Here is a 20,640-nt window from a genome sequence, read left to right on the forward strand (position 1 = left end):
CGACGCTACCATGCGGCGCGTGGCATCCCACTCGAGCGATCCGGTGGTGTCGGATGCCACAGTCGCGGGGTCGACGGGGTCGCTCATGGCGGCCCTGGATGCGCTGCGGCAGGAGCTCGTCGGGTTGCCCCTGACCGGCACGACGCCGTCGGCTCGCCGGGCAGCGAGGGCACGTGACGCTGTGGCGAATCTGATCAGCAAGGCCGTGGAACCATCGGCGGCAGCATCGCCGCCGCTCCGTGTTGCCGTCGTGGGTGCCACCGGGGTGGGCAAGTCGACGCTGCTGAACGCGCTGTCAGGATCTCCCGTGGCCACCGTGTCAGCGGTCCGCCCGACGACGACGGCACCGGTGTGGGTCACCGCCTCGGGCCAGCGGTCCCGAGACTCGGCACCGCACCTTGCGGGCGTCGATGTGGTGCAGGCTCCGGGTCTGCCCCCGGGACTGATGCTGGTGGAGGTCCCCGATCCCGGACCTGGCCTGACGGCGCTGGTGCCGACGGGGCCGGAGGGGGACCCGGTGCTGCCGCTGGACGCCTGGGACGTCCACCTCGTGGTGACCTCGACGACCCGGTACGGGGATCAGACCCTGTGGGAGCGACTTGCCGAACTGCGTGATGCGGAGGCCGATGTGGTCATCGTCATGACCAAGGTGGCTGCCGGCCGGCCCGGGACCATCCATCAGGATCTTCGCCGGAAGGCCCGGGCACTGGGTCTTGGTGACGTGGAGATCCTGAGTGGGTCCGATCCCGCGACCGTCTTGTCGGCTCTGAGCGACCGACTTGATCGGAGACGCGGGGTCAGCCCCGCCGCAACGACCGGGCTCCACGCTGCGGGCACAGCTGGGCTGCCGTTGGCGTCGCTCCCGCGTCAGCTGGCACCGGTGCTCGACGAGCTCGCCGAAGCGGCCCTCACGTCGCTCACCGCGCAGGCGGTCACGCGCCTCCTGAGCCAGCTGGCACAGGCCAGCCGGTCATCAGCCGTGTTCGCCGACATCGGCGGGGAGGACGCCACGGACATCGACGCGGGCAGCACGGTGCACGGACGGGTGGAGCGTGCCCTGGTTGAGCTGCGTGGTCTGCTCCAGACGGCCTGTCGGGAGCTGCCGCCGTGGTACCGACGACGACTGGCCCAGGCGCGACCAGGGCTCGAGGTGCGTTCTTCCCTCGCCGCCGACGTGGCGTTCGAGCGGGATGTCCTGGCCTGGTTGGCGCGCTTCGATCCTCCTCGAACCAGTCTGGTCGCGCCGACCGATGTCGCTGCCGACCCGTCGACGCCGACGGTGCTGGTCGTGGTCGAGACGTTGCGCAGCCCGACGGCTCAGATCGAGCACCTGACGGGCGGTACCACGACGGAGGCTGCGACGGCTCTGGACAGTCCTGGCCTGGCGATGTGTCGCGAGCTCGCCAGGGTGATCAGCGTCGCCATCAGCACGCACCTCGCCCCGGCCAACGGCCGGCCTGCCGGGGTGCCGGCAGCCTCGACACCCGCGCAGGACGAGGTCCTTCGACGCCGGCTCGATGCGGTCATGGAAGCGCTGGGCCAGCCGTGACGGACCCGGGACAGTTGATCACACGCGCCAAGGCGCTGACAGCGGCCGCGGATCTGGTGGAGCGATACACCAGCGACCCTGCGGCGACGGTGGCGCATGCCACGGCTCGGCGGGTGATGCGGCGCATCGTCTACGGGCACGACCGGACCGTGGTCGGACTGGTCGGTCCGACCGGCGTTGGCAAGTCATCCCTGTTCAATGCCCTGGCCGGACAGCGGGCGTCACCCACGTCCGAGCTCCGGCCGACCACCGACCGACCGCACGGGCATGTCTTCGGCGGACCGGCGCACAAGCTCCTGGACTGGTATCGGGTCTCCGCCCGCACCTCGGGTCCCGGACCGCAGGGGTGGGAGTCGGTCGTCCTGCTCGACCTCCCGGACCTGGACTCGCTGGACCTCACCCACCGGGAGACGGTCGAGCGGGTGGTCGAGCACCTCGACTTCCTCATCTGGGTGGTCGACCCCGAGAAGTACGCTGACGTGCGGGTCCAGGAGGCCGTTCTTCGGCCGCTGGTCGAGTACGGCCTGGCCGTTCAGGTCGTCATCAACAAGGCCGACCTGATCCCGGCTGAAGAGCGTGATGTGGTACGGGACCACGCGGCTGCTGTGCTTGCCAAGTTGCTGCACGAGACGGGCCGCACGTCGCTCGACCCGCTGCTCGTCTCCGCGGGTACGGGCATCGGGCAGGATCAGCTCAGGCAGCGGGTGGCAGCGGTCACCGCGGACCGGGAACGGGTGTTGGCGCCGCTTGCCCGAGACCTGCAGACGGCCGCCGATCAGCTGGAGCCCTCGACCTGGATGCCGACGGTTGACGAGGCCACGGCCGACCAGGCGCTGGCGGACCTGATCGAGCTCTACGACCTGGACACGGTGATGGCAGCCCGTGCGGGGTCGCGCCAGGCGCGCCGCCGTCGGATGGCCGCCTGGCCACCGCTGCGGCCACTGCTCGGGGTGGCAGGGTCCGGCGGTGCGGTCGTCGCGCGTGACCCTGACCAGGTGACGGCGACACTCGATGAGCTGGCGGACGGGGTCGTCGGTGAGCACCACGGCCCCTGGGCCTCGGCGGCTCGACGCGGGATGCTGGCAGGTGCGGGCGATCTGACCACGGCGGTGAACGACCAGCTGGACCAGGACGATCCCACCGACCGGCAGGACGGATCGACCTCACCGGCCCGAGCCCGGGGAACCGGATGGCCCGGCCTCGTCGGCGAGGTCCAGAACTGGCTCATGGTCGCGACCGTGGCCATCGGGGGACTGGTTGCCTGGACCACCCTGGTCGGCGATACCGGCCCGCAGATCGGCACCCGACAACTGATCCTGCCGACCGGCACTCCGGTCGTAGCGGCACTGGTCGGAGCGGTGGCGCTCGGGCTGGTGCTGACCGCAGTCGGCTGGCTGCTGGCCGGACGGGCGCACGCCGCGGAGCTACCGCGCCACGAGGATCTCCTCGCCCTGGTCGAGCGAGCCGTCGACCGCGCCGTCATGCGACGCGCAGAGTCGGTGCTCCGGGCGCGGAATCGCGTCGTGGCCCTGACCGACCTCGCAGCCGGTCGACCGGACCGTCGCCCGTGAAAGTGACGCCGCTGAAGTCGTCTCAGCTGATCAGGCGGCCAGGGACCGGGGTCGGTCAGCGACCAGCTCGCGGTAGACCTGCTCGGTCCGGCTGGTGACCTCCTCCCAGTCGTAGCGCCGGAGGACCTCACTGCGAAGGCGCTCGGCGCCCACCCGGCCTCGCTCGGGATCATCGAGCTCGCTGTCGATCGCAGCGGCCAGATCTGATGGGTCGGTCTGTACCAGCCGTCGGCCCGGACCCGATACGGAGACGACCTCGCGGTGGGGCGCGATGTTGCTGGCGATCACCGAGATGCCGTGTGAGGCTGCCTCCAGCAGGGTCAGGGGCAGTCCCTCGAGCCGGGAGGGCAGCACGAACATGCGTGCACCCGCGTACAGGGCGCGCAACGTCTCGCCGTACACGAAGCCGGTCAGCGTCACGCGAGAGTCCCTGCTGGCCTGCTCGCGCAGGCTGGCGACGAAGCGATCGGTGAAGCTGGAGCCGCCGGCCAAGACCAGCTGGACATCACGGTTGCGAATGCGCCGGAAGGCCTCCAGGAGGACATCGGGGGCCTTCTCGGGCACCAGCCGACCGACGAACAAGACGTACGGCCGGCTGTCCAGACCCAGCTCACGACGGACGCCGTCGGTGTCGGACGGGGTGGGTGCGACGACACCGTTCGGGATGTGCTCCACGTCACGGCCGTGCTCGACCGCGTAGTGCTTGCGCAACGACTCGCTGACGACCAACGTCCGGTCGGGAACGCGGGCGCTGGCGTGCTCCCCGAGGGTGAGCAGCTTCTGTGCGGCCCCGCCCCACTTCGCGCGATGGTTGTCCAGGCCGTGAACCGTCTGGACCACGCGGGCGGACGACCCCCAGCGAGTGATGGGACTGACCAGCCCCGGTCCGAGTGCGTGGTAGTGGACGACGTCGAAGGGGACCCGACCGACGGTGAATGCAGCGGCCGCAGCGCTGTGGACGATCGCCTCGCAGTGCTTGGTCCGCACCGTCGGCAGCGTGATCAGTCGCATGCCGCGGAACCACTGCGGGCGATCGACCGGGCAAGCTGCCCCGTAGTTGTCGCGACAGAACACCGTGACGCGGTGCCCGCGCTCAGCCAGACGTGAGCCCAGCTCTTCGACGTGATGTTCGATTCCGCCATACGTGGCTGGGAGACCACGCTGGCCGATGAATGCGATGTGGAGTGGACGGGTCATCACGGGTTGCCTTCCAATTGCGGCTACGGCGGGCTCGCACAAAGACATCACGGTGGTCCTGCGCCACATCGGCGAACGTGCGCAGGTCGGGGTGCGAGGGGGCAATGGACACTTCGGCTTGCTCGAGGATGGCATCGGCAAGGCTGTGCGGATCCTCGGGGCGGCACAGCCGGACGCCCGGACCAGCGGCCGGGGGAAGTCCCGGCGCGTCGGTGGCTACCGCGGGGATGCGGCATGCCTGGGCTTCGAGTAGGGCATTTGGGAGGCCCTCATACCGCGAGGGCATGGCAAAGACGGTGAGGTCGTGCAGAAAGTCTGCGACCTGGTCGGGGGTGTCGAGCGCTCCGAGGAACTCCACGGGCAGGCCCTCGGCCTGGGACTCGAGCTCGCGGCGGAGGGGGCCGTCGCCCACGATCGAGAGCGTGGCTGGCCGCCGCTCCAGGACCAGTGGCAGAGCGTGGAGCAGGACGTCGAACCCCTTCTGGTGGACCAGGCGGCCCACCGCGCCAACCCGGATCGGGCCCGACGAGTCGGCCGTCGACGGCGGAGACGTCCGCGGTCGGAAGGTGGTGGTGTCGATGCCGTTCGGGATCACGACGACCCGGCGCGGCGACACGCCGTGGGACGTGGCGATGAACTGGGCGACGTCGCCGGAGTTCCCGATGTAGGCCTCGGTCAGCAGCCGCAGGGGGCGGTCCAGCGCGCGCTTCGCCGGGCTGCGGAAGTGCTCGACGCGGCGCTCGGACATCACGATCGCCGGACGTTCGCGGTCGAGGGCGGCAACGGCGCGACCGAACAGGCTGCCACCCCACAGCGAGGTGTGGAGGACATCTGGCTTGCTGGTTCGCAGGTGCCGCAGCAGCCCGGCTGCTCGGCCAGGATGCCAAGACGGCTCGGCCCCGAACTCCACCACCGGGATGCCGGCATCGCTCAGTTCGCGGGTCAGCGGGAAGCCCTCGTACAGCACGCCGACGGTGGGGTTCCACAGGCCCTGATCGACGGCAGCCTTGGCCATCCCCACCAGCTGCCGCTCGGTGCCAGACGGAGGCAGGCGCGCGATCAGGTGGAGCACCGACAGGGTGGTGTCGTGGCCGTCCACGTCACGAGTCGTAGCAGTCGGCGTCGGTGGCACCTCGCGTACGTATGGGCCGATCGGCCACGAAACGGCCGGTTCATGCGGCTGCCGCTGGTGCACGAAACCGAGCTGTCACCTGCATTTTCGTTCGATTTCACGTTTCTTTGACGGTGGCTGGGCGCTAGCCTCCCAGGCCATGGGCCGGCCACAGGTCATCACGGGCGTCGAGGAGATCCGCCGGATCGTCACCGACCACCGATCTGCCGGCCGCCGGGTCGGACTGGTGCCGACCATGGGAGCCCTCCACGACGGACACCTCTCCCTGGTCGACGCGGCCCGTCGGGACAACGATGTGGTCGTCACCTCCATCTTCGTCAACCCGCTGCAGTTCGCCCCCGGCGAGGACCTGGAGGCGTACCCGCGCAACCTCGAGTCCGACGTCGACCAACTGGCGGAGCGGGACGTGGAACTGGTCTTCCACCCCGACGTGGAGGCCTTCACCAGCCCTTCCGCCATGACGACGGTCCACGTGGACGGTCTCAGCCGGGGACTCGAGGCTGTCACTCGCCCCACCCACTTCGACGGCGTCACGACGATCGTCACGAAGCTGCTGAACACCGTGGCCCCGGACGCGGTCTACTTCGGGGCCAAGGACTTCCAGCAGCAGGCAATCATCCGCCAGATGGTGGGGGACCTGAACATTCCGGTGGAGGTCGTGACCTGCCCCATCGTCAGGGAGCCGGACGGCCTGGCCATGTCCAGTCGGAACGTCTACCTGTCGGCGGAGGAGCGCGTGGACGCGCTGGCCCTCTCCGCGGCGTTGATCCACGCCCACCAGGTGTGGGACGCCGGGGAACATGACGCGGATGAATTGCGTTCAGAACTTGTGGATATACTCACTGACGCCCCGGGCGTCCGCCTGGATTATGCGGAGGTCATCGACCCCGTGACCCTTGAGCCACTGAAGGGCATCCAGACCGGACCAGTCCAGGTCGTCCTGGCAGCGTTCGTCGGACCAACACGTCTGATCGACAACGCCAGAATTGCATAACCAGCCAACAGGCTGACCACATCGGTTGGAGCCCGCACCGACGGGCCTGGCACGAGAGAAAGGACGTGCGACATGTTCCGCACGCTGATGAAGTCGAAGCTGCACCGTGCAACGGTGACGGGCGCGAACCTCAACTACGTCGGATCGATCACGATCGATCCAGACCTGATCGAGTTGGCTGATCTGATGCCAAACGAGCGGGTCCAGATCGTGAACAACAACAACGGCGCGCGCTTGGAGACCTACGTGATCCCGGGTGTGCCCGGCTCGGGCGACATGTGCCTGAACGGCGCCGCGGCGCGGCTGGTACAGCCCGGCGACAAGATCATCGTCATCAGCTACGGCATGTACGACCGGGAGGAGGCGGCCGAGCACGAGCCGACCGTCATCATCCTCGACGAGTTCAACCAGCCGGAGAACATCATCGGCGAGGAGCCGGCCCACTCCATCCTGTCGGAGTTGTAGGTTGCCCGTGTGTCTCGTCAGCCAGCCCTGATCCGCCTCAGCGCCGTCGTCGCCACCGCTCTGGCCGAGGACCTGGGGACCGGGTGGTCGGTCGACGACGACCTCACCTCCGCGGCGACGGTGCCGCGCGACATCAGGGCAACGGCACACTTCGTCCCCCGTGAGGCCGGTGTCGTCGCCGGCCTCGACGCCATCACCGAGACCTACGCGCAGGTGGACCCCGAGGTGACGGTGACCCGCTACGCCGGCGATGGCGACGAGGTCGTCCCCGGTGAGACCATCGTCACGATCCACGGTCGGGCGCGCTCGGTCCTGGCCGGAGAGCGGACGGCCCTCAACCTGGTCACCCACCTCTCGGGCATCGCAACGACGACCCGGGAGTTGGTGGACGCCGTCGCGGGCACCGGGGCGATCGTCCGCGACACCCGGAAGACCCTGCCCGGCCTCCGATTGGTGCAGAAGCAGGCGGTCCTGGCCGGCTCCGGTGCCAACCATCGGATGTCACTGGTCGACGAGTTGTTGGTCAAGGACAACCATGTGGCCGCGGCGGGTGGCATGGCGACGGCAGCGCGGGGAGCCCTCTCGGCCGCGCGCGGTCTGCCGGTGCAGATCGAGGTGGACTCGCTGGAGCAGTTGGACGTGGTGCTCGAGGCGGGGGCGGACCGGGTGATGCTGGACAACTTCTCCATCGAAGACTCGGTCGAGGGCGTGCGGCGCTGCCGGGCGACAGGCCGGAAGGTGTTCGTGGAGGCCTCCGGCGGCATCACCCTCGAGACGATCGCGGAGATCGCCAGGACCGGCGTGGACTCGATTGCCGTTGGTGCACTGACTCACTCCTCCGGCGCGTTGGACATCGGCCTCGACATCCACCTCGACCTCCCACCGGGTGGGGAGGGCTAGCGTCGTGCTGTTGGCCGTCGACGTGGGCAACTCCACCACGGTGATCGGGGTGTTCGAGGGCGATGATCTGGTTGAGCACTGGCGGGTCTCGACGGAGGCGGCCCGGACAGCCGATGAGTGGGCGCTGATCTTCCAGGGCTTCATGGCCTTCCAGAACCTGTCCTTCTCCAAGAACGTCCATGGTGTGGTGCTCTCCTCGGTGGTCCCGATCGTGACCGAGCGGCTGGTCGAGATGACCCGCAAGTACTTCCACTTCCCACCCGTGGTCGTGCGGCCCGGGACCAAGACGGGGTTCAGCATCAACATCGACAACCCACGAGAGGTCGGAGCCGACCGGCTGGTCAACGCCATCGCGGCGCACCACAAGTTCGGTGGCCCTGGTGTGGTGGTCGACTTCGGGACCTCCACCAACTTCGACGTCTACACCGCCAAGGGGGCGTTCATCGGCGGGGCGATCGCCCCCGGCGTGATGATGTCGATGGAGGCTCTCAGCGCGCGGGGGGCGCAGCTGCCGAAGTTCGAGCTGCGGGCGCCACGGTCCGCGGTGGGGCGCAATACCATCGAGGCGATGCAGTCGGGTGCGGTCTTCGGGTTCGCCGGGCAGGTGGATCGGATCGTCGAGCGGATCGTCGAGTCCTTGGTGACCGAGGGGCACGGCAACCCCAACGTCGTCGCAACCGGGGGCCTGGCGGATGCCATCGTCGAGGAGTGCTCGACCATCGCCCACCACGAGCCGTGGCTGACGCTGGACGGCCTGCGGATCATCTGGGACCGCAACACCGGCTGAGAGCCTCTCAGCCCGGAGTGCCGATCAACGGAGGAGCTACCGATATGACCGCCGTCCCCGACATTGCTGGGATCGTCGACCGAGTCAGAGCCGGACAGCAGTCAGGGATGCTTCACGGCCTGGATGCGCGCCGCGACCAGCTGAAGGCACTGCGCCGCATGCTGGTAGAGCGCGACGACGAGTTGGCCGCAGCCCTGGGGGTCGACCTCGGCAAGCCCCCGATCGAGGCGTACACGGCCGAGATCGTGTTCACGATCAACGAGATCGATCATGCACTGGAGCACATCGAGGCGTGGTCACGCCCGGAGAAGGTCGCACTGCCGTTGGCTGTCCGCCCCGGCGCCGGGCGCATCCGCCCGGAACCGCTGGGGACCGCCTGCATCATCGCGCCGTGGAACTACCCGGTGCAGTTGCTCCTCGCCCCTGCCGTCCCCGCACTTGCGGCTGGGAATGCGGTCGTCCTCAAGCCCTCCGAGGTTGCGCCGGCCGTGGCCGAACTCCTCGAGCGGCTGATCGGGGAGTACCTCGATCCCCAGGTCGTCGGGGTGGTGACCGGTGCCGTGGACGAGACGACGGAGCTCCTCGCCCAGCGCTTCGACCACATCTTCTACACGGGGAACGGGACCGTCGGCCGCATCGTGATGAAGGCGGCCGCTGAGCACCTGACACCCGTCACCTTGGAGCTCGGCGGGAAGAGCCCGGCCATCGTCGCCGCCGACGCGAACATCGACGTCACGGCGCGCCGCATCGTCTGGAGCAAGTTCCTCAACGCCGGTCAGACCTGTGTGGCACCTGACTACGTCCTGGTGGAGCAGTCAGCGGAGCAGCCACTCGTGGCGGCCATGGCTCGGACGGTCACCGACTTCTACGGATCGGACCCCGCCGCGTCCTCGGACTACGCGCGGATCATCAACGAGCGACATCATGACCGGCTGACCGGGCTGCTCGATGGCGGTGGGTACGCCGAGACCGCCGTTGGAGGGGAGCAGGATCGCGACTCGCGGTATCTGGCCCCGACGATCCTCACGGGTGTGAAACCGGACGCGCCGGTCATGGCCGAGGAGATCTTCGGCCCGATCCTGCCAGTGCTGGCGGTGGCGTCAGTCGATGAGGCCATCGACTTCGTGAACGAGCGCGACAGGCCACTGGCCCTGTATGCCTTCGGCGATGACAAGGCCACGCTCGGGCGGATCGTTGAGCACACCTCCTCGGGCGGGGCGGTGTTGAACCACGCCATCATGCACCTCGCGGTCCACGAACTGCCCTTCGGAGGGGTGGGGGCCAGTGGCATGGGCGCCTATCACGGGAAGGCCGGCTTCGACGTCTTTCAGTCACCGCAAGCCGATTCTTGACAAGCCGACCTGGCCGGACCTGCCACTGGCCTATCCGCCGTACACCGACTTCAAGCAGTGGGCGATCCGCAAGGTCATGTGACGCCTGCGGACAGTTGGTAGGCGTGGCCGGAGCTACCCGGGAACGGAGATGACGTCGCTCAGGACGTCCGGTTCCTCTGGCCGCCGCAGGCGAAGGCGTACCAGACCGGTCACCGGCACGGTGAAGCCGCCGGCGGCATCGAGGTCGACCTGATGGGTGGTCCCACCGATCTCCTCCACGACGACATCGGCGTCGATGGGCGCCACGCGTCCGTCCAATCGTCCGGGCGAGGGGACAACCGAGATCTGGGTGGGACCGTCCGTCCAGTGCAGCGCCGCCTCATCGTCGATGGTGGCGGAGGAGCGTACGGCGGCGAACTCCTGCTGGCTCCACTCGGCGAGGATGGCCTCTGGGTCACGGAGTGCGAACAGGGCCTTCGCCCCCTCCACGGTCGCTTGGATGGGTTCGCGTGCGAAGTGTGCGCGCAGACGACTCACGGCCTGGGCTTCCTCGGCCGTGGTCTCGACGTGTGGGGCGTCATCGTGTGTGCTCACCGTTCCTCCTTCCCGCCGGAGAGTGATGACTGAAGGCGTTTGATACTAGGCCGCCTCCAGTTTTCTCAACTCGGCCGTCAGGGCTGCCAGACAGCGGCCGCGGGTCGGCCCGATCCAGCCGAGCGGGCGTCCCAGGGTGGCGGCGATCTCGGCGTAGGACAGCTCGGCGGCGAACAGCAGGGTGAGCAGTTCACGGCAGGCCTCACCCAGGCGTCTGAACGCCCGCCGGATGGCCGAGTCCTCCTCCTCCGCGAGGATGACGTTCTCGGGCTCCCGCTCGGGGAGATCCATCGACTGCAGCAGGTCGTCGATGACCGGCGTCGGCCGGCGTTTGGTGAGCTCGCTGCGAGCCGTGTTGCGGGCCACGATGGCCAGCCACCCCTTGATCTTCTCCGGGTCACGGATGGTGTCCAGGCGGGAGAGGAGGCGCATCCACACGATCTGCGAGACGTCGGTCGCCAGGTCCGGGTCGGCGCCGACGGCGCGGGCTGAGTGGTAGACCAGCCGGCCGTATCGGTCGACAAGCTGGTTCCAGGCGGCTTGGTCGCCCGCGGCGGCGCCCTTCAACAGGTCGGCGTCGGTGTCGTTCTGGAAGGGGCCGTCGGGCATGGCCGACATCGTAGGGGTCGAGCGGTCAGTGGTTGCGCTGGATCAGCGGTCCCACGACCGAGAGCGTCTGGGCGACCGCATCGTCGCCGTCGAGTTGGATTCGGTGCAGTGCCGTCTCCGGGGCCTCGCCCGCCAGCAGCCCAGCGTGGAGCGCGGTCATCGTGGCGACCGTGCGGTCATCGTCGGGCAGCACGCAACGGGGTGCCACCACGGCGGTGGAACCGGCCGTCAGCCACGTGGCGACCAGGCCGAGGGTCTGGCCCGTCGCCGGGCTGGTCTGGCGGCCGGCATCACAGGCGGCGGCGACGACGGTCCGTGGGGGCTGACTGAGCTGCTCGATCTCGTAGCCGACCAGGGTGCCGCCCGAGAGGGCGTAGGAGGAGAGGAGCGGGTTCTCGCGATCGAAGGTGCCGTGGGTGCACAGGTGCAGGACCTCCGCGCCGTGGCTTGCGGTGACCACATCGGCGGGGGTGGCCGCAGCACCCTCCAGAACCCGGCTGTCGCCCGGACGGTCCGCCGCCACCAGCGTGTGGAGGACCTCGGCCTCGTGTGGTGCAGACGTCAGTCCAGGCCCAGCCACGATCACCCAGCGCGCGTCGGCGTCGGCCAGGCTCGGCGGCGGACTGGGCTGGGGTCGTGGCCGGAGGTCCAGTGTGATTCTGGTCGACCCGGACAGCAGGTTGGTCCAGGGCACCTCCAGTAGTCGGCCGACGGGGAGGACGACGGTGGGCCGGTCGTCGAGTTGGCGGAGCATCGGCAGGTGGTCCCGCACAACCCGCAGGGCGGCGTCGACCGCGCTCGAGTCATGTGACTCGGCGAACATGGCCTGGCTGAGCTGGAGGTGCCAGCGACGAGTGGCGTCCATGACCGGTGCCGCGGGCGTCGGCTCCAGCAGGCTGATCTGGCCGTCGTCGAGACGGAGGCCGTGGAGCAGGCCGCGGTGCTCCCACAGGGCCAGCAGACGGCGGCTGCCTAGCGCCGCCTGGACCTCCTCCGTCGTGGTGATCTCGGGCGTGTCGTCGAGGCCGTTCGACGTGCCACGGGCACGATGTCGGCGGAGCACCCGGCGCCACTCGTCGGTGTCGGTGGCCCCCCGCTGCAAGGCTGTCCGCAGCTCGATGGACACCGGGTCCTCGGACTGCACCGGCGTCGAACGCAGGCCACCTCCCGTGGTCAGGATCAACAGATCGAGCATCCCGCGCGCGTCCTGCCGCTCGAGCAGGCTTTGTGCGCCGAGGGCCCAGAGTCGCTCGAACTGCTTGGCCATGCCGGTCCGGACCTCGAGGGAGGCTGATCGCGCCTGCCGGCTTCGCAGGGTGAGGAGTCCCTCCCGCACGTGCGCGATGGTCCGCTGGGGGTTGCCGCTTCTGCCGCTGGCCACGGCCTGTGCGATGGCGCGGCGAGGGTCACCGGAGGACAGCTGGAGGAGCCGGTCCAGGGCGCCGTCGGTCAGCGTCGAAGGGGCATTGATCGTGGCCAGCAGCAGATCGGCGTCGGCCGCGATGTCCCCGGCGTCGTCCTGATGGAGGCTGAGCGCCAACTCCGCAATCCGAGCGGCGTCTTCGGCGGTCAGCGCCGTCGCGTCGGCATCGGCCAACTCGAAGCCGCGAACCTCGGCTATGCGAGCCCAGAGGCTTCGGCCCTGATCGCGGAACTCGGCCGCGGCGACGTCGATGACCCGCCTGGCGGTATCCGTCTGTTCCGAGCGGCCGAGTGCGCGGCCGAGCGCCAGGAGGGCTTCCGCACGGTCGGCATCAGCGCCTCCAGCAACCAGACTGGGCAGGGCCGACGTCACCTCCTCCACGGCCTCTGCGCTGAGGCCGGCCGCGAGCAGCGCCTCCGCGCGGTCCAGAACGGCCTCGGTGAAGGGCTCGCCCAGCGTCTTGAGCTCTTGGGCGGCAAGTGCGAGGTTGTCGAGGGCGACCACGAGTTCGCCTGCTCGAGCCGCCGCACGGCCGAGGTTGCACCGAGACGAGGCAACCATGGTCGGAAGGTCCAGCTCGGCGTACAACGACAGCGCCAACCCGAACCGCAGCATCGCGGTCTGCGCCTCCCCCGACGCAATCTCCGCCAGTCCGAGTCCCGTCAGCGAATGCGCCTCGCCGAGTTGATCGCCCGAACGCCTGAACGACGCGAGAGCCGCGGTATACCGCAGTTTCGCCTCGGCGAGTCTTCCCTGGTGTTCGAGGACGGTCGCCATCTGGGCCTGGACGCGCGCCTCGAGTGCGGGCGACGGTGAGAGCCGCTCCAGCAACTCGGCGGCGGCAGCCAGCTTGCCCTGAAAGGCCAGCACGCCAGCGTGGGTCAGTTGTGCTCTGGTGTGATCGTCGGAGCCCGGTTCGAACGCGTCGACCGCCCGTGCGATCCAGTACTTGGCCTCACTCAGGTGCTTGAGATGCCGCTCCGCCAGTGCCAACGCCCACGCGGTGAGCGCCTGGTCGTGGTCTAGGCCCTCACCGTCGCTCCCGGCGAGCCGGTTGCGAGCGTGGGCCGCCACGGCGGCCGGATCGGCGTCGGCCTGCTTGACAAGCTCGCGCGGGCTCGCCGAGGCTAGCGGCGACGTGGTCAATGTGCGGTCTGCTCGGTGAGGCGACGCAGGTTCGGCGCGCAGACACGTATCACTGCCACGGTCGGCATCGTCTCACGCTCGAGCTCATCTATCAAAGGTGTCTGTTGTGCTCCGCAAACTCCCCCAGGTCCTCATGCTCGCAGTTGTCGCGGCGCTGCTCTCCGTCGTTCCCGCCGTCTCGCAGGTGGGCGATGGCGGCGCTGATGGCGACCCCGCCGCCGCCACGGACTACGAGTTGGTCCAGGACGAGTTCGACGAGATCTACGACCAGGCCAACCCACCGATCAGCGAGGACGACGGGTTGATCCAGTGTCTGTACGACCCGGCCAGACTGCTGGCTGACAGCGACACGCTGCAGGCCGCCGAGAACGACCCCAACTCCAACTTCTCGCTGGACCAGTTCGGGTTGCGCCGAAGTGTCGCCCCGGTCATCGACGAGGGACTGGTGGAGGAGGCCACGTTCGGCGACCTCGGGATCACGGAGCTCGAGGTGGCCGCGCCCACAGGGGACGATCCCGTCGACCTCGCCCTGCAGCTCAGCGAGTTCGGGATCTTCGCCGCCCCCGACTACCAGATGTTCCCCACACCGCGGCACTACTTCCCGGGATCCTTCCCGGTCCCGCGGACCCCCTCGCCGGCGCTGTCCTACGCCGCACCGGACGGGGAGCACACCGTCCACGTCCTCGACACCGGCATCGACCTCGACCAGGGGTACGCCGTCAACGACGTGCTGGTCGGCGGCCACACCGACGATGACCCCGAAGGCGCCAGCGAGGACGATCCCCTCGTCGCGACCGCACCGCTGGACTACGTCGGCGGGCACGGCGCCTTCGTCGCCGGTGTCCTGGCCCAGCAGGCTCCCGGTATCGGTCTTCAGGTGCGCGCCGTCAGCCCGGCGTCCAGCGCTCCCTCCTTCTTCGAGAGCGACTTCATCAACGCAGCCGCAGGTGCGCGGGTCCGGCACGACTCCGATAACGACACGGGGCCGATGTTGACCAACCTGTCGCTGGGGGTCAGCAACTGCCACACCTTCGGAGACCTTGACGAGGCCGGCCAGTCCCTGCCCATCGGGACCTTCCGTGCCGTCACCCGGATCCTGCTGCGCGAGCCGGGAGATATGTACCTGGCCGCCGCCGGCAACAGCGGCGACGACCAGCAGATCACCTACCCGGCGGCGTTCTTCAAGCGCCCGTCGACTGCGGGCCTGGAGGCTGACCTGCTGGACCAGTTCGACACGCGGACGATCGAGTCGTTGGAGGGGCAGACGCTGGCCGTCGGCGCCTCCGACCACGGTCGCATCGCTGAGTACTCCACGCGCGGTGGTTGGGTCGACGTCTACGCCGAGGGGTGTCACGTCGCGGACTACCCGCGTGGGACGTTCGACTACCCGTCCGCCTCGGGCAACCCGTCGGAGTCTCGGGAGTTCACCACCGGCGCAGCCCAGTGGTGTGGCTCCAGCTTCGCGACGCCGCTGGTGGCCGGGCTGATCGCGAGTGCGTGGATGGACGGCGTCGACTTCGCCACGGCCAAGGCCAATGTCCTCGCGCAGGCAACCGACGTCGATGGGTCCCTGATCCTCGGTGACCTGGCGTTTGCGCCCGGGGTGAATCAGGTGACGGATTCCTCCGCCGCGGATGCCATCGACACAGCGACCGACACCTGCCAGCTGCTCTTCCCCCGGCCGGACGAGGCTCGCTCCGTGCTTCTGGCACGGGTGGGCGTCTTCGCGGATGCGCTGGCGGGATCGCCGCTGGCGCGTGATGACTCGTGCATCCTGTTCACGCCCTCCGACACGCTGGACAGCCGGACCGAGACCGAGATCGACCGTGTGCTCCCCGAGGGCGGGTTGGTCCGGATCCTGGGCGGTGAGGTGGCTGTCTCGGCGGAGATCGAGGCGCAACTGCAGGAGACCTACTCCGTCGAGCGGTTCGGTGGCGTGACCCGGGTCCAGACGGCGACCGCCATCGCGGACGCGGTGCTGGCGGAGAACCCCGGTCAGACCGAGGCGATGATCGCCTACGCTCGAGACTTCCCCGACGCGGTGACCGGCGGTGCGTACGGGGCGCAGACCGGCACACCGGTGCTGCTCAGCGACACCGAGGTGCTGCATCCGGACACCCGCCTGTGGCTGGAGGCCAACGAGATCACGACCGGCTACCTGCTCGGCGGGACGGCCGTCCTCGGGAACCAGGTGGAGGCGCAGGCTGGCCTCACCATCCTGAACAACGACCCGGTGGCTGGGCAGGTCCAGCGGGTGGCTGGCCCGAACCGGATGGGGACGGCGGCGGCCGTGGCGAGCCAGCTGTGGGGTCCGGTCAACGGTGGCTCGCCCGAGAACCTGGTCGTGCTCGACCTCGAGCGGCCCGACGCCTGGAACGTCGCGCTGTCCTCGGCACCGCTGTCGGCCCTGTGCGACGCACCGCAACTGGGTGTGCGAGCGGCGGGTACGCCGATCGAGACAGGGCAGTACCTGCTGGACCAGAGCTTCGGGCAGACCCCGACGGTCCTCATGATGGGGCCGGCGCGGGACGACGGGCTCATCGCCTCGGCGGTCGACGTGCCCTAGCGCTGCTCACGTGGTCTCGCCTGTCTCCTCGTCCGCCAGGCTCTCCCTGGCCGCCCGGTAGCCATCCTCGATGAACCGGGCTGCCCTGCTCGGCTCGAAGTCGAGCAGTTGGCCGATGCCCGGGGTGAGACCTGATGGCGTCACCGTGACCAGCTCGACGATCCGGTGCACGGTCTCGGCCTGGCCACTGGCGACCAGTCGGTTGACGGTGCGGGCGTGGTCTAGGTCGACGACGAGTGATTGGGTGAACAGGTGCTCGACCGCCAGGCCGATCACGTCACCGAACGACCTCGGCGCGTACGGCCGGTTGTGCCGGGCAGCCGAGGCCACCACGACCGCGGCATCGGGCTCGTGTTCGAACGCGGCGGCCAGTGGGGTGTTGGAGGCCAGGCCGCCGTCCCAGTAGGAACGACCGTCGATCTCGACGGGCTCGAACAGACCCGGTATGGCTGCGGAGGCCAGGATGTGGTCGACGGTCATCTGCACGACGCGGAGCCCGTCCCCGCTGCGGCCATCGGCTGGCTCGGCGTTGCTGAACCGAACGAACTCACCGGTGTCCACCTCGACGGCAGACACGGTGAGGATTCGGCCGGGCTGCAGCGGCAACACCTCGCCGCCGATGGCATCGACGATCCGCCGGCGCAGGGGGCGCATGTGGAACAGCCAGGTCCACCCGAACAGGTCGAGCAGCGCCTCGGATGCGGTGTGCTCCCCGAAGCCGAGGAATCGTCGGGGGTCGCCCAGCAGTCGACCCAGCCGGAACAGACGATGGAGGTCCAGCCGAGGACGCATGACGTGCCGGGTCTCCTGGCCACACCAGAACGTCTCCAGCCGGTCGGTGTCCCAGCCCATCGCCAGCCCCGCTGCGGTGAGCGCACCAGCGGACGTCCCGGCCAGGATCTGGGGTGTGATGCCGGCTTCGAGCACGGCCTTGGCCACGCCCACGTCGAACGCACCCCGAGCACCGCCCCCGGACAGCACCAACGCCACACGTCCCTGCTCGAGCGCGTGCCGCCGGGCATCGGGGTCGCCGCCGCCCTCCCAGGTCGAACGGGGCCGGGCGGTGGTCATGGGTGCGGGAGTCTACGCCCTTGTCCGGGACAGCTTCGACAAGCCGGCGGCGACGTCCACGCCTGAGCGGCCCCGGTTCGTGTCGGCCAGTACGGTCGAGGGCAGGAGGTATGACGCTGATCAGACCCGCTGGACCGCCACCGATTCTCCGACCTTGCTGGCCCCAACCCGTCCGGGGACGACGGTGACGCGTCACGTCGGCGTCGTCGTCAACCCGGAGCGGGACGACCTGGCCGAGGAGTTCTTGGCCGAACTCGAGGGCCGCGCCACCGTCACCGTGGAGCGTCTGGATGATGCCAGCCAACTTCCCGACGCCGTCTCCCGCTTGGTGGCTGCTGGGGTGCACTGCGTGGCGGCGGTGGGGGGCGACGGCACCCAACGAGCGGCCGCCACCGTGCTGGCCGACACCCCCGTCGGTCTGGTCGTGGTCCCTGCGGGCACGGTCAACCTGCTGGGCCAGGTCCTCGGCATCACAACGGTCCAGGACGCCGTCACGGCAGCGTTCGACGGCGAGGAGGTGTCGATCGACCTCGGAGAGGCAGAGGAGGAGACCTTCGTGCTCAACGCCAGTTCGGGGTGGGACGCCGCCACGATCGCGGGGGTCGACGACGGCCTGAAGCGATTCGGTCGGGCCGGCTTCGCCGTCGCTGGCCTGAGGGAGTGGATCCGCAACCGAGCGCTGCCCGTGCGGGTGACCGTGGACGGTCACACCTGGCACGACGGCCACGCAGTCGCGGTGCTCGTGCTCAACGTCGGACAGCGCGCATCCACCGACTTCGACGTCGCACCGGAGGCCTCCGTGGAGGATGGTCGACTTGACGTCGTGGTCCTCCCCCGACACTCGGTGGTCGGCCTGATGCGGTCGATGGCTGCGATCGTGCGAGGAGGCGACGCCACACATGGCGATGCCCGCGCCACGCAGGGGGCCGAGATCACCGTGCAGTGGGGGACCCCGGTGGCCCATCAGGTCGACGGCGACGCGACCGGCCTCGTGGCCAGCGTGACGTACCGGGCCAGGCCGGGAGCGCTGCGGGTCAGACGGCCCCCCCGTCGCTCAGCGGTCCGTGATCCCGCGTGACCGCTGCTCCTCGATCGTCGGGCATCAGCACGGTGCTCACCAGACGCCGGCGGCGCCCCCGACCCGGGGTGTGCTGCAGTCGTTGCTCGAGCAGGCCCCGCATCTCCCTCGCCAGCTCGTCCGCCTCCTCGTCGGACAGCCAGAGCGGCACCTGCCGATAGCCGACGCGATCTGCCTCGAGATCCGGGGCGCGGGCGTCACTGACGCCGTCGAGGAAGGCCGCGTAGTCGGCCAGCAGTGTGCCGACGAAGGTCGCGAAGTAGCGGAAGTGATCGGCGCGACTCGTCCCGGCCAGGTCGGCCGGCCCCAGGTGGACAGCGTCCTCGACCACCCGGTAGGTCCGCTCGACGGTTCCGCGAACGGGCCGCTCGGCCGCCACCTCGATCAACCCGCCGGTCTCCAGCGCCCGGAGGTGCCGATACAGCGTCGCCTGTGCCACGTCGCCCAGGGTCTCCAGCAACGCGCCGGGGGTGAGGGATCGGCCGACCAGGGCCTGCACGATCCGCAGCCGGACCGGATGCAGAAGAAGGTCTGCTGGCCGGTCAGCCACCGGCCGTCACCGCCTGGTTCGGGGGCGCGAACGATTCGGTCTTTCCCATTACTATCGAGACTGATAACATGATCAGCAATGATAGCAAACGAACGTCCAGCTCGACTGGAGCCCACCGAGATCACGATCGACGGGCCTGCCGGGCAGCTCTCGGGCACCCTCGTCCACGCCGCCGACGGGGTCGCTCGACCAGTGGTGCTGCTGATCAGCGGCTCAGGGCCGATCGACCGGAACTCCGACAGCAAGAAGCTGGCGATCGGCGTCATGGGCCGACTTGCCCGCTGTCTTCGCGACGCTGGGGTTGCCTCGCTTCGCTACGACAAGCGCGGGGTGGGTGCCAGCAGCGGGGCGTTCCTGACGACCGGCTTCCACGACAACGTCGGCGACGCCACTGCCGTCCTCGACGCGCTGCGCTCACGGGATGACGTGGACCCGAGCCGGGTCGTCGTGATCGGGCACAGTGAGGGTGCACTGATCGCCGCCGAGTTGGCTGCGGCCAATCCGGACCTGGCCGGCGTTGTCCTGCTGTCCGGTGCGGCGGTGACCGGCGAGGAGGTTCTGCGCTGGCAGGCCGGTCAGGTCGGCGCCACGCTTCCCAAGCCGGTCAAGCTGATGCTGCGGCTGCTCCGGGTCGACATCCTGCGCTCGCAGGCGAAGCGGCTGGCCCAGCTGAAGGCCACGACGGAGGACACGACCCGGATCCAGTTGGCCAAGGTCAACGCCAAGTGGTTCCGGGAGTTCATGGCGCACGATCCGCTCGAGGCGCTTCGGGCGACCACGGTCCCGGTCCTGGCGCTGACCGGGTCGAAGGACATCCAGGTCGACCCGGTCGACGTGGAGCGGATGGCTCAGGTCGTCACGGCGGCGTACACCGGTGAGATCCTCGACGACGTGACCCACCTGCTCCGCACCGAGGAGGGTCCGCCTTCGCTGCGGACGTACAAGAAGCAGGCCAAGCAGCCCCTTGCTCCGGCCGTGCTCCGGCGGACCACCGACTGGGTCCTCGCGCACACACGCGAGAAGACCGGCTAATCGATCACAGCGGTCCCCCGGATCATGATCCGGGTGTTGAAGGACGTCCAGCCCTCGTCGATGGTGGTCAGGTCCAGTTCGGCGAAGCCAGCACTGGTCAGCAGTTGGCCGGTGTCGCGCATGACGTCGCAGCCGTTCGCAATCCACTTCTGGGCCGGTCTCGTGACGCGCTGGAGCAGACGGACCCCTGGGGTGGTTGCGACGACGTGCTCCAGGAAGAAGAAGGTGCCGCCCGGCTTCACGACTCGCTGGATCTCACCGACGACGGACGCGGGGTCACCCACGCCGCACAGGACCAGGGTGCCGACGGCGTGGTCGGCCTCGTCGTCCTCGAGGCCCATCCGCTCACCCGCGACCGTGCGGATCTGCAGGTCGACACCGTGCTTTTCGGCCTTCTGCCGCAGTCGGTCGTGCATGACCGGGTTCGGCTCGACGGCGATCACCGTCGTCCCGGCGGGGTAGTAGCGCAGGTTGGCTCCCGTCCCGGCACCCACGTCCACCACCGTCCCGGTCATCGCGCCGATGGCGGCCTGCTTGGCCTCGCCGTGCAGGCGGTGGACCGCGGGGTCGATGAGGTCGAGCGTGCGGGCCTCGAACCGCGATCGGAGGCGGCCGAACGTCGGGATCCCGGCAGGCATGGGA

Annotated in this window: 18 protein-coding genes; 10 read left to right on the top strand and 8 right to left on the bottom strand. The window is 69.4% G+C overall.

The genetic code is table 11. The features are described 5' to 3' along the window. The first annotated feature begins 19 nt into the window (after window positions 1–19). Window positions 20–1,549 (top strand): GTPase domain-containing protein, encoded by a 1,530-nt coding sequence (locus tag C1746_RS08400; protein ID WP_162867542.1) that lies wholly within the window; start codon window positions 20–22, stop codon window positions 1,547–1,549. Further along, window positions 1,546–3,120: a GTPase domain-containing protein gene (locus C1746_RS08405; RefSeq protein WP_116714176.1), complete on the top strand. Its 1,575-nt coding sequence runs from the start codon at window positions 1,546–1,548 to the stop codon at window positions 3,118–3,120. The genes C1746_RS08400 and C1746_RS08405 overlap by 4 nt, the downstream gene beginning before the upstream one ends. A gap of 30 nt (window positions 3,121–3,150) precedes the next feature. On the opposite strand, the gene C1746_RS08410 is transcribed toward C1746_RS08405, so the two are convergent. Together C1746_RS08410 and C1746_RS08415 are read right to left on the bottom strand one after the other, a co-directional pair. Beyond that, a complete protein-coding gene (locus C1746_RS08410; RefSeq protein ID WP_162867543.1) occupies window positions 3,151–4,317 on the bottom strand; it encodes a glycosyltransferase family 4 protein in 1,167 nt (388 codons plus the stop codon). After that, window positions 4,214–5,416 (bottom strand): glycosyltransferase, encoded by a 1,203-nt coding sequence (locus C1746_RS08415; RefSeq protein ID WP_116714178.1) that lies wholly within the window; start codon window positions 5,414–5,416, stop codon window positions 4,214–4,216. Before C1746_RS08415 ends, C1746_RS08410 begins: the two co-directional genes overlap by 104 nt. A gap of 172 nt (window positions 5,417–5,588) precedes the next feature. On the opposite strand from C1746_RS08415, the gene panC reads away from it, so the two are divergent. From panC to C1746_RS08440, 5 genes are all read left to right on the top strand, one after another. Further along, on the top strand, window positions 5,589–6,443 hold the full coding sequence (gene panC, locus C1746_RS08420) for a pantoate--beta-alanine ligase (RefSeq protein ID WP_116714179.1): 855 nt from the start codon (window positions 5,589–5,591) through the stop codon (window positions 6,441–6,443). Between the two features lie 72 nt (window positions 6,444–6,515). Continuing rightward, a complete protein-coding gene (gene panD / locus C1746_RS08425) occupies window positions 6,516–6,908 on the top strand; it encodes an aspartate 1-decarboxylase (RefSeq protein ID WP_116714180.1) in 393 nt (130 codons plus the stop codon). A gap of 9 nt (window positions 6,909–6,917) precedes the next feature. After that, window positions 6,918–7,808 (top strand): carboxylating nicotinate-nucleotide diphosphorylase, encoded by an 891-nt coding sequence (gene nadC, locus C1746_RS08430; protein ID WP_205711772.1) that lies wholly within the window; start codon window positions 6,918–6,920, stop codon window positions 7,806–7,808. 4 nt (window positions 7,809–7,812) lie between these two features. Next, window positions 7,813–8,595, top strand: coding sequence for a type III pantothenate kinase (locus C1746_RS08435; RefSeq protein WP_116714181.1), 783 nt, complete (start codon window positions 7,813–7,815; stop codon window positions 8,593–8,595). Window positions 8,596–8,639: 44 nt separating this feature from the next. After that, entirely contained in the window at window positions 8,640–9,947 is a 1,308-nt protein-coding gene (locus C1746_RS08440; protein WP_205711773.1) for an aldehyde dehydrogenase family protein, read from the top strand. Between the two features lie 114 nt (window positions 9,948–10,061). Here C1746_RS08440 and C1746_RS08445 read toward each other — a convergent pair whose 3' ends face one another. The 3 genes from C1746_RS08445 to C1746_RS08455 are packed head-to-tail and all read right to left on the bottom strand — an operon-like array spanning window position 10,062 to window position 13,701. Beyond that, a complete protein-coding gene (locus C1746_RS08445; RefSeq protein ID WP_116714182.1) occupies window positions 10,062–10,523 on the bottom strand; it encodes a hypothetical protein in 462 nt (153 codons plus the stop codon). A gap of 45 nt (window positions 10,524–10,568) precedes the next feature. After that, complete coding sequence (locus C1746_RS08450) at window positions 10,569–11,132, bottom strand: RNA polymerase sigma factor (protein ID WP_162867544.1); 564 nt, start codon at window positions 11,130–11,132, stop codon at window positions 10,569–10,571. Window positions 11,133–11,157: 25 nt separating this feature from the next. Further along, complete coding sequence (locus C1746_RS08455) at window positions 11,158–13,701, bottom strand: CHAT domain-containing protein (protein ID WP_116714184.1); 2,544 nt, start codon at window positions 13,699–13,701, stop codon at window positions 11,158–11,160. A 106-nt stretch (window positions 13,702–13,807) separates the two neighbouring features. Between C1746_RS08455 and C1746_RS08460 the strand changes: the two genes are divergently transcribed. Continuing rightward, on the top strand, window positions 13,808–16,267 hold the full coding sequence (locus C1746_RS08460; protein WP_116714185.1) for a cell wall-binding repeat-containing protein: 2,460 nt from the start codon (window positions 13,808–13,810) through the stop codon (window positions 16,265–16,267). Between the two features lie 6 nt (window positions 16,268–16,273). Here the strand turns inward: C1746_RS08460 and C1746_RS08465 are convergent, their stop codons facing one another. After that, window positions 16,274–17,338 (bottom strand): patatin-like phospholipase family protein, encoded by a 1,065-nt coding sequence (locus tag C1746_RS08465; RefSeq protein ID WP_116714186.1) that lies wholly within the window; start codon window positions 17,336–17,338, stop codon window positions 16,274–16,276. Between C1746_RS08465 and C1746_RS08470 the strand changes: the two genes are divergently transcribed. Next, on the top strand, window positions 17,337–18,416 hold the full coding sequence (locus C1746_RS08470) for a diacylglycerol/lipid kinase family protein (protein WP_162867545.1): 1,080 nt from the start codon (window positions 17,337–17,339) through the stop codon (window positions 18,414–18,416). The genes C1746_RS08465 and C1746_RS08470 overlap by 2 nt on opposite strands. Here C1746_RS08470 and C1746_RS08475 read toward each other — a convergent pair. Beyond that, entirely contained in the window at window positions 18,373–18,966 is a 594-nt protein-coding gene (locus C1746_RS08475) for a helix-turn-helix domain-containing protein (protein ID WP_116714187.1), read from the bottom strand. The two genes, C1746_RS08470 and C1746_RS08475, sit on opposite strands and share 44 nt — an antisense overlap. A gap of 78 nt (window positions 18,967–19,044) precedes the next feature. Between C1746_RS08475 and C1746_RS08480 the strand changes: the two genes are divergently transcribed. Beyond that, window positions 19,045–19,998: an alpha/beta hydrolase family protein gene (locus C1746_RS08480; protein WP_116714188.1), complete on the top strand. Its 954-nt coding sequence runs from the start codon at window positions 19,045–19,047 to the stop codon at window positions 19,996–19,998. Here C1746_RS08480 and C1746_RS08485 read toward each other — a convergent pair. Further along, window positions 19,995–20,636, bottom strand: coding sequence for a class I SAM-dependent methyltransferase (locus C1746_RS08485; protein ID WP_116714189.1), 642 nt, complete (start codon window positions 20,634–20,636; stop codon window positions 19,995–19,997). The genes C1746_RS08480 and C1746_RS08485 overlap by 4 nt on opposite strands. Window positions 20,637–20,640 lie beyond the last annotated feature (4 nt).

Source organism: Euzebya tangerina (genome assembly GCF_003074135.1).
GTDB lineage: Bacteria > Actinomycetota > Nitriliruptoria > Euzebyales > Euzebyaceae > Euzebya > Euzebya tangerina.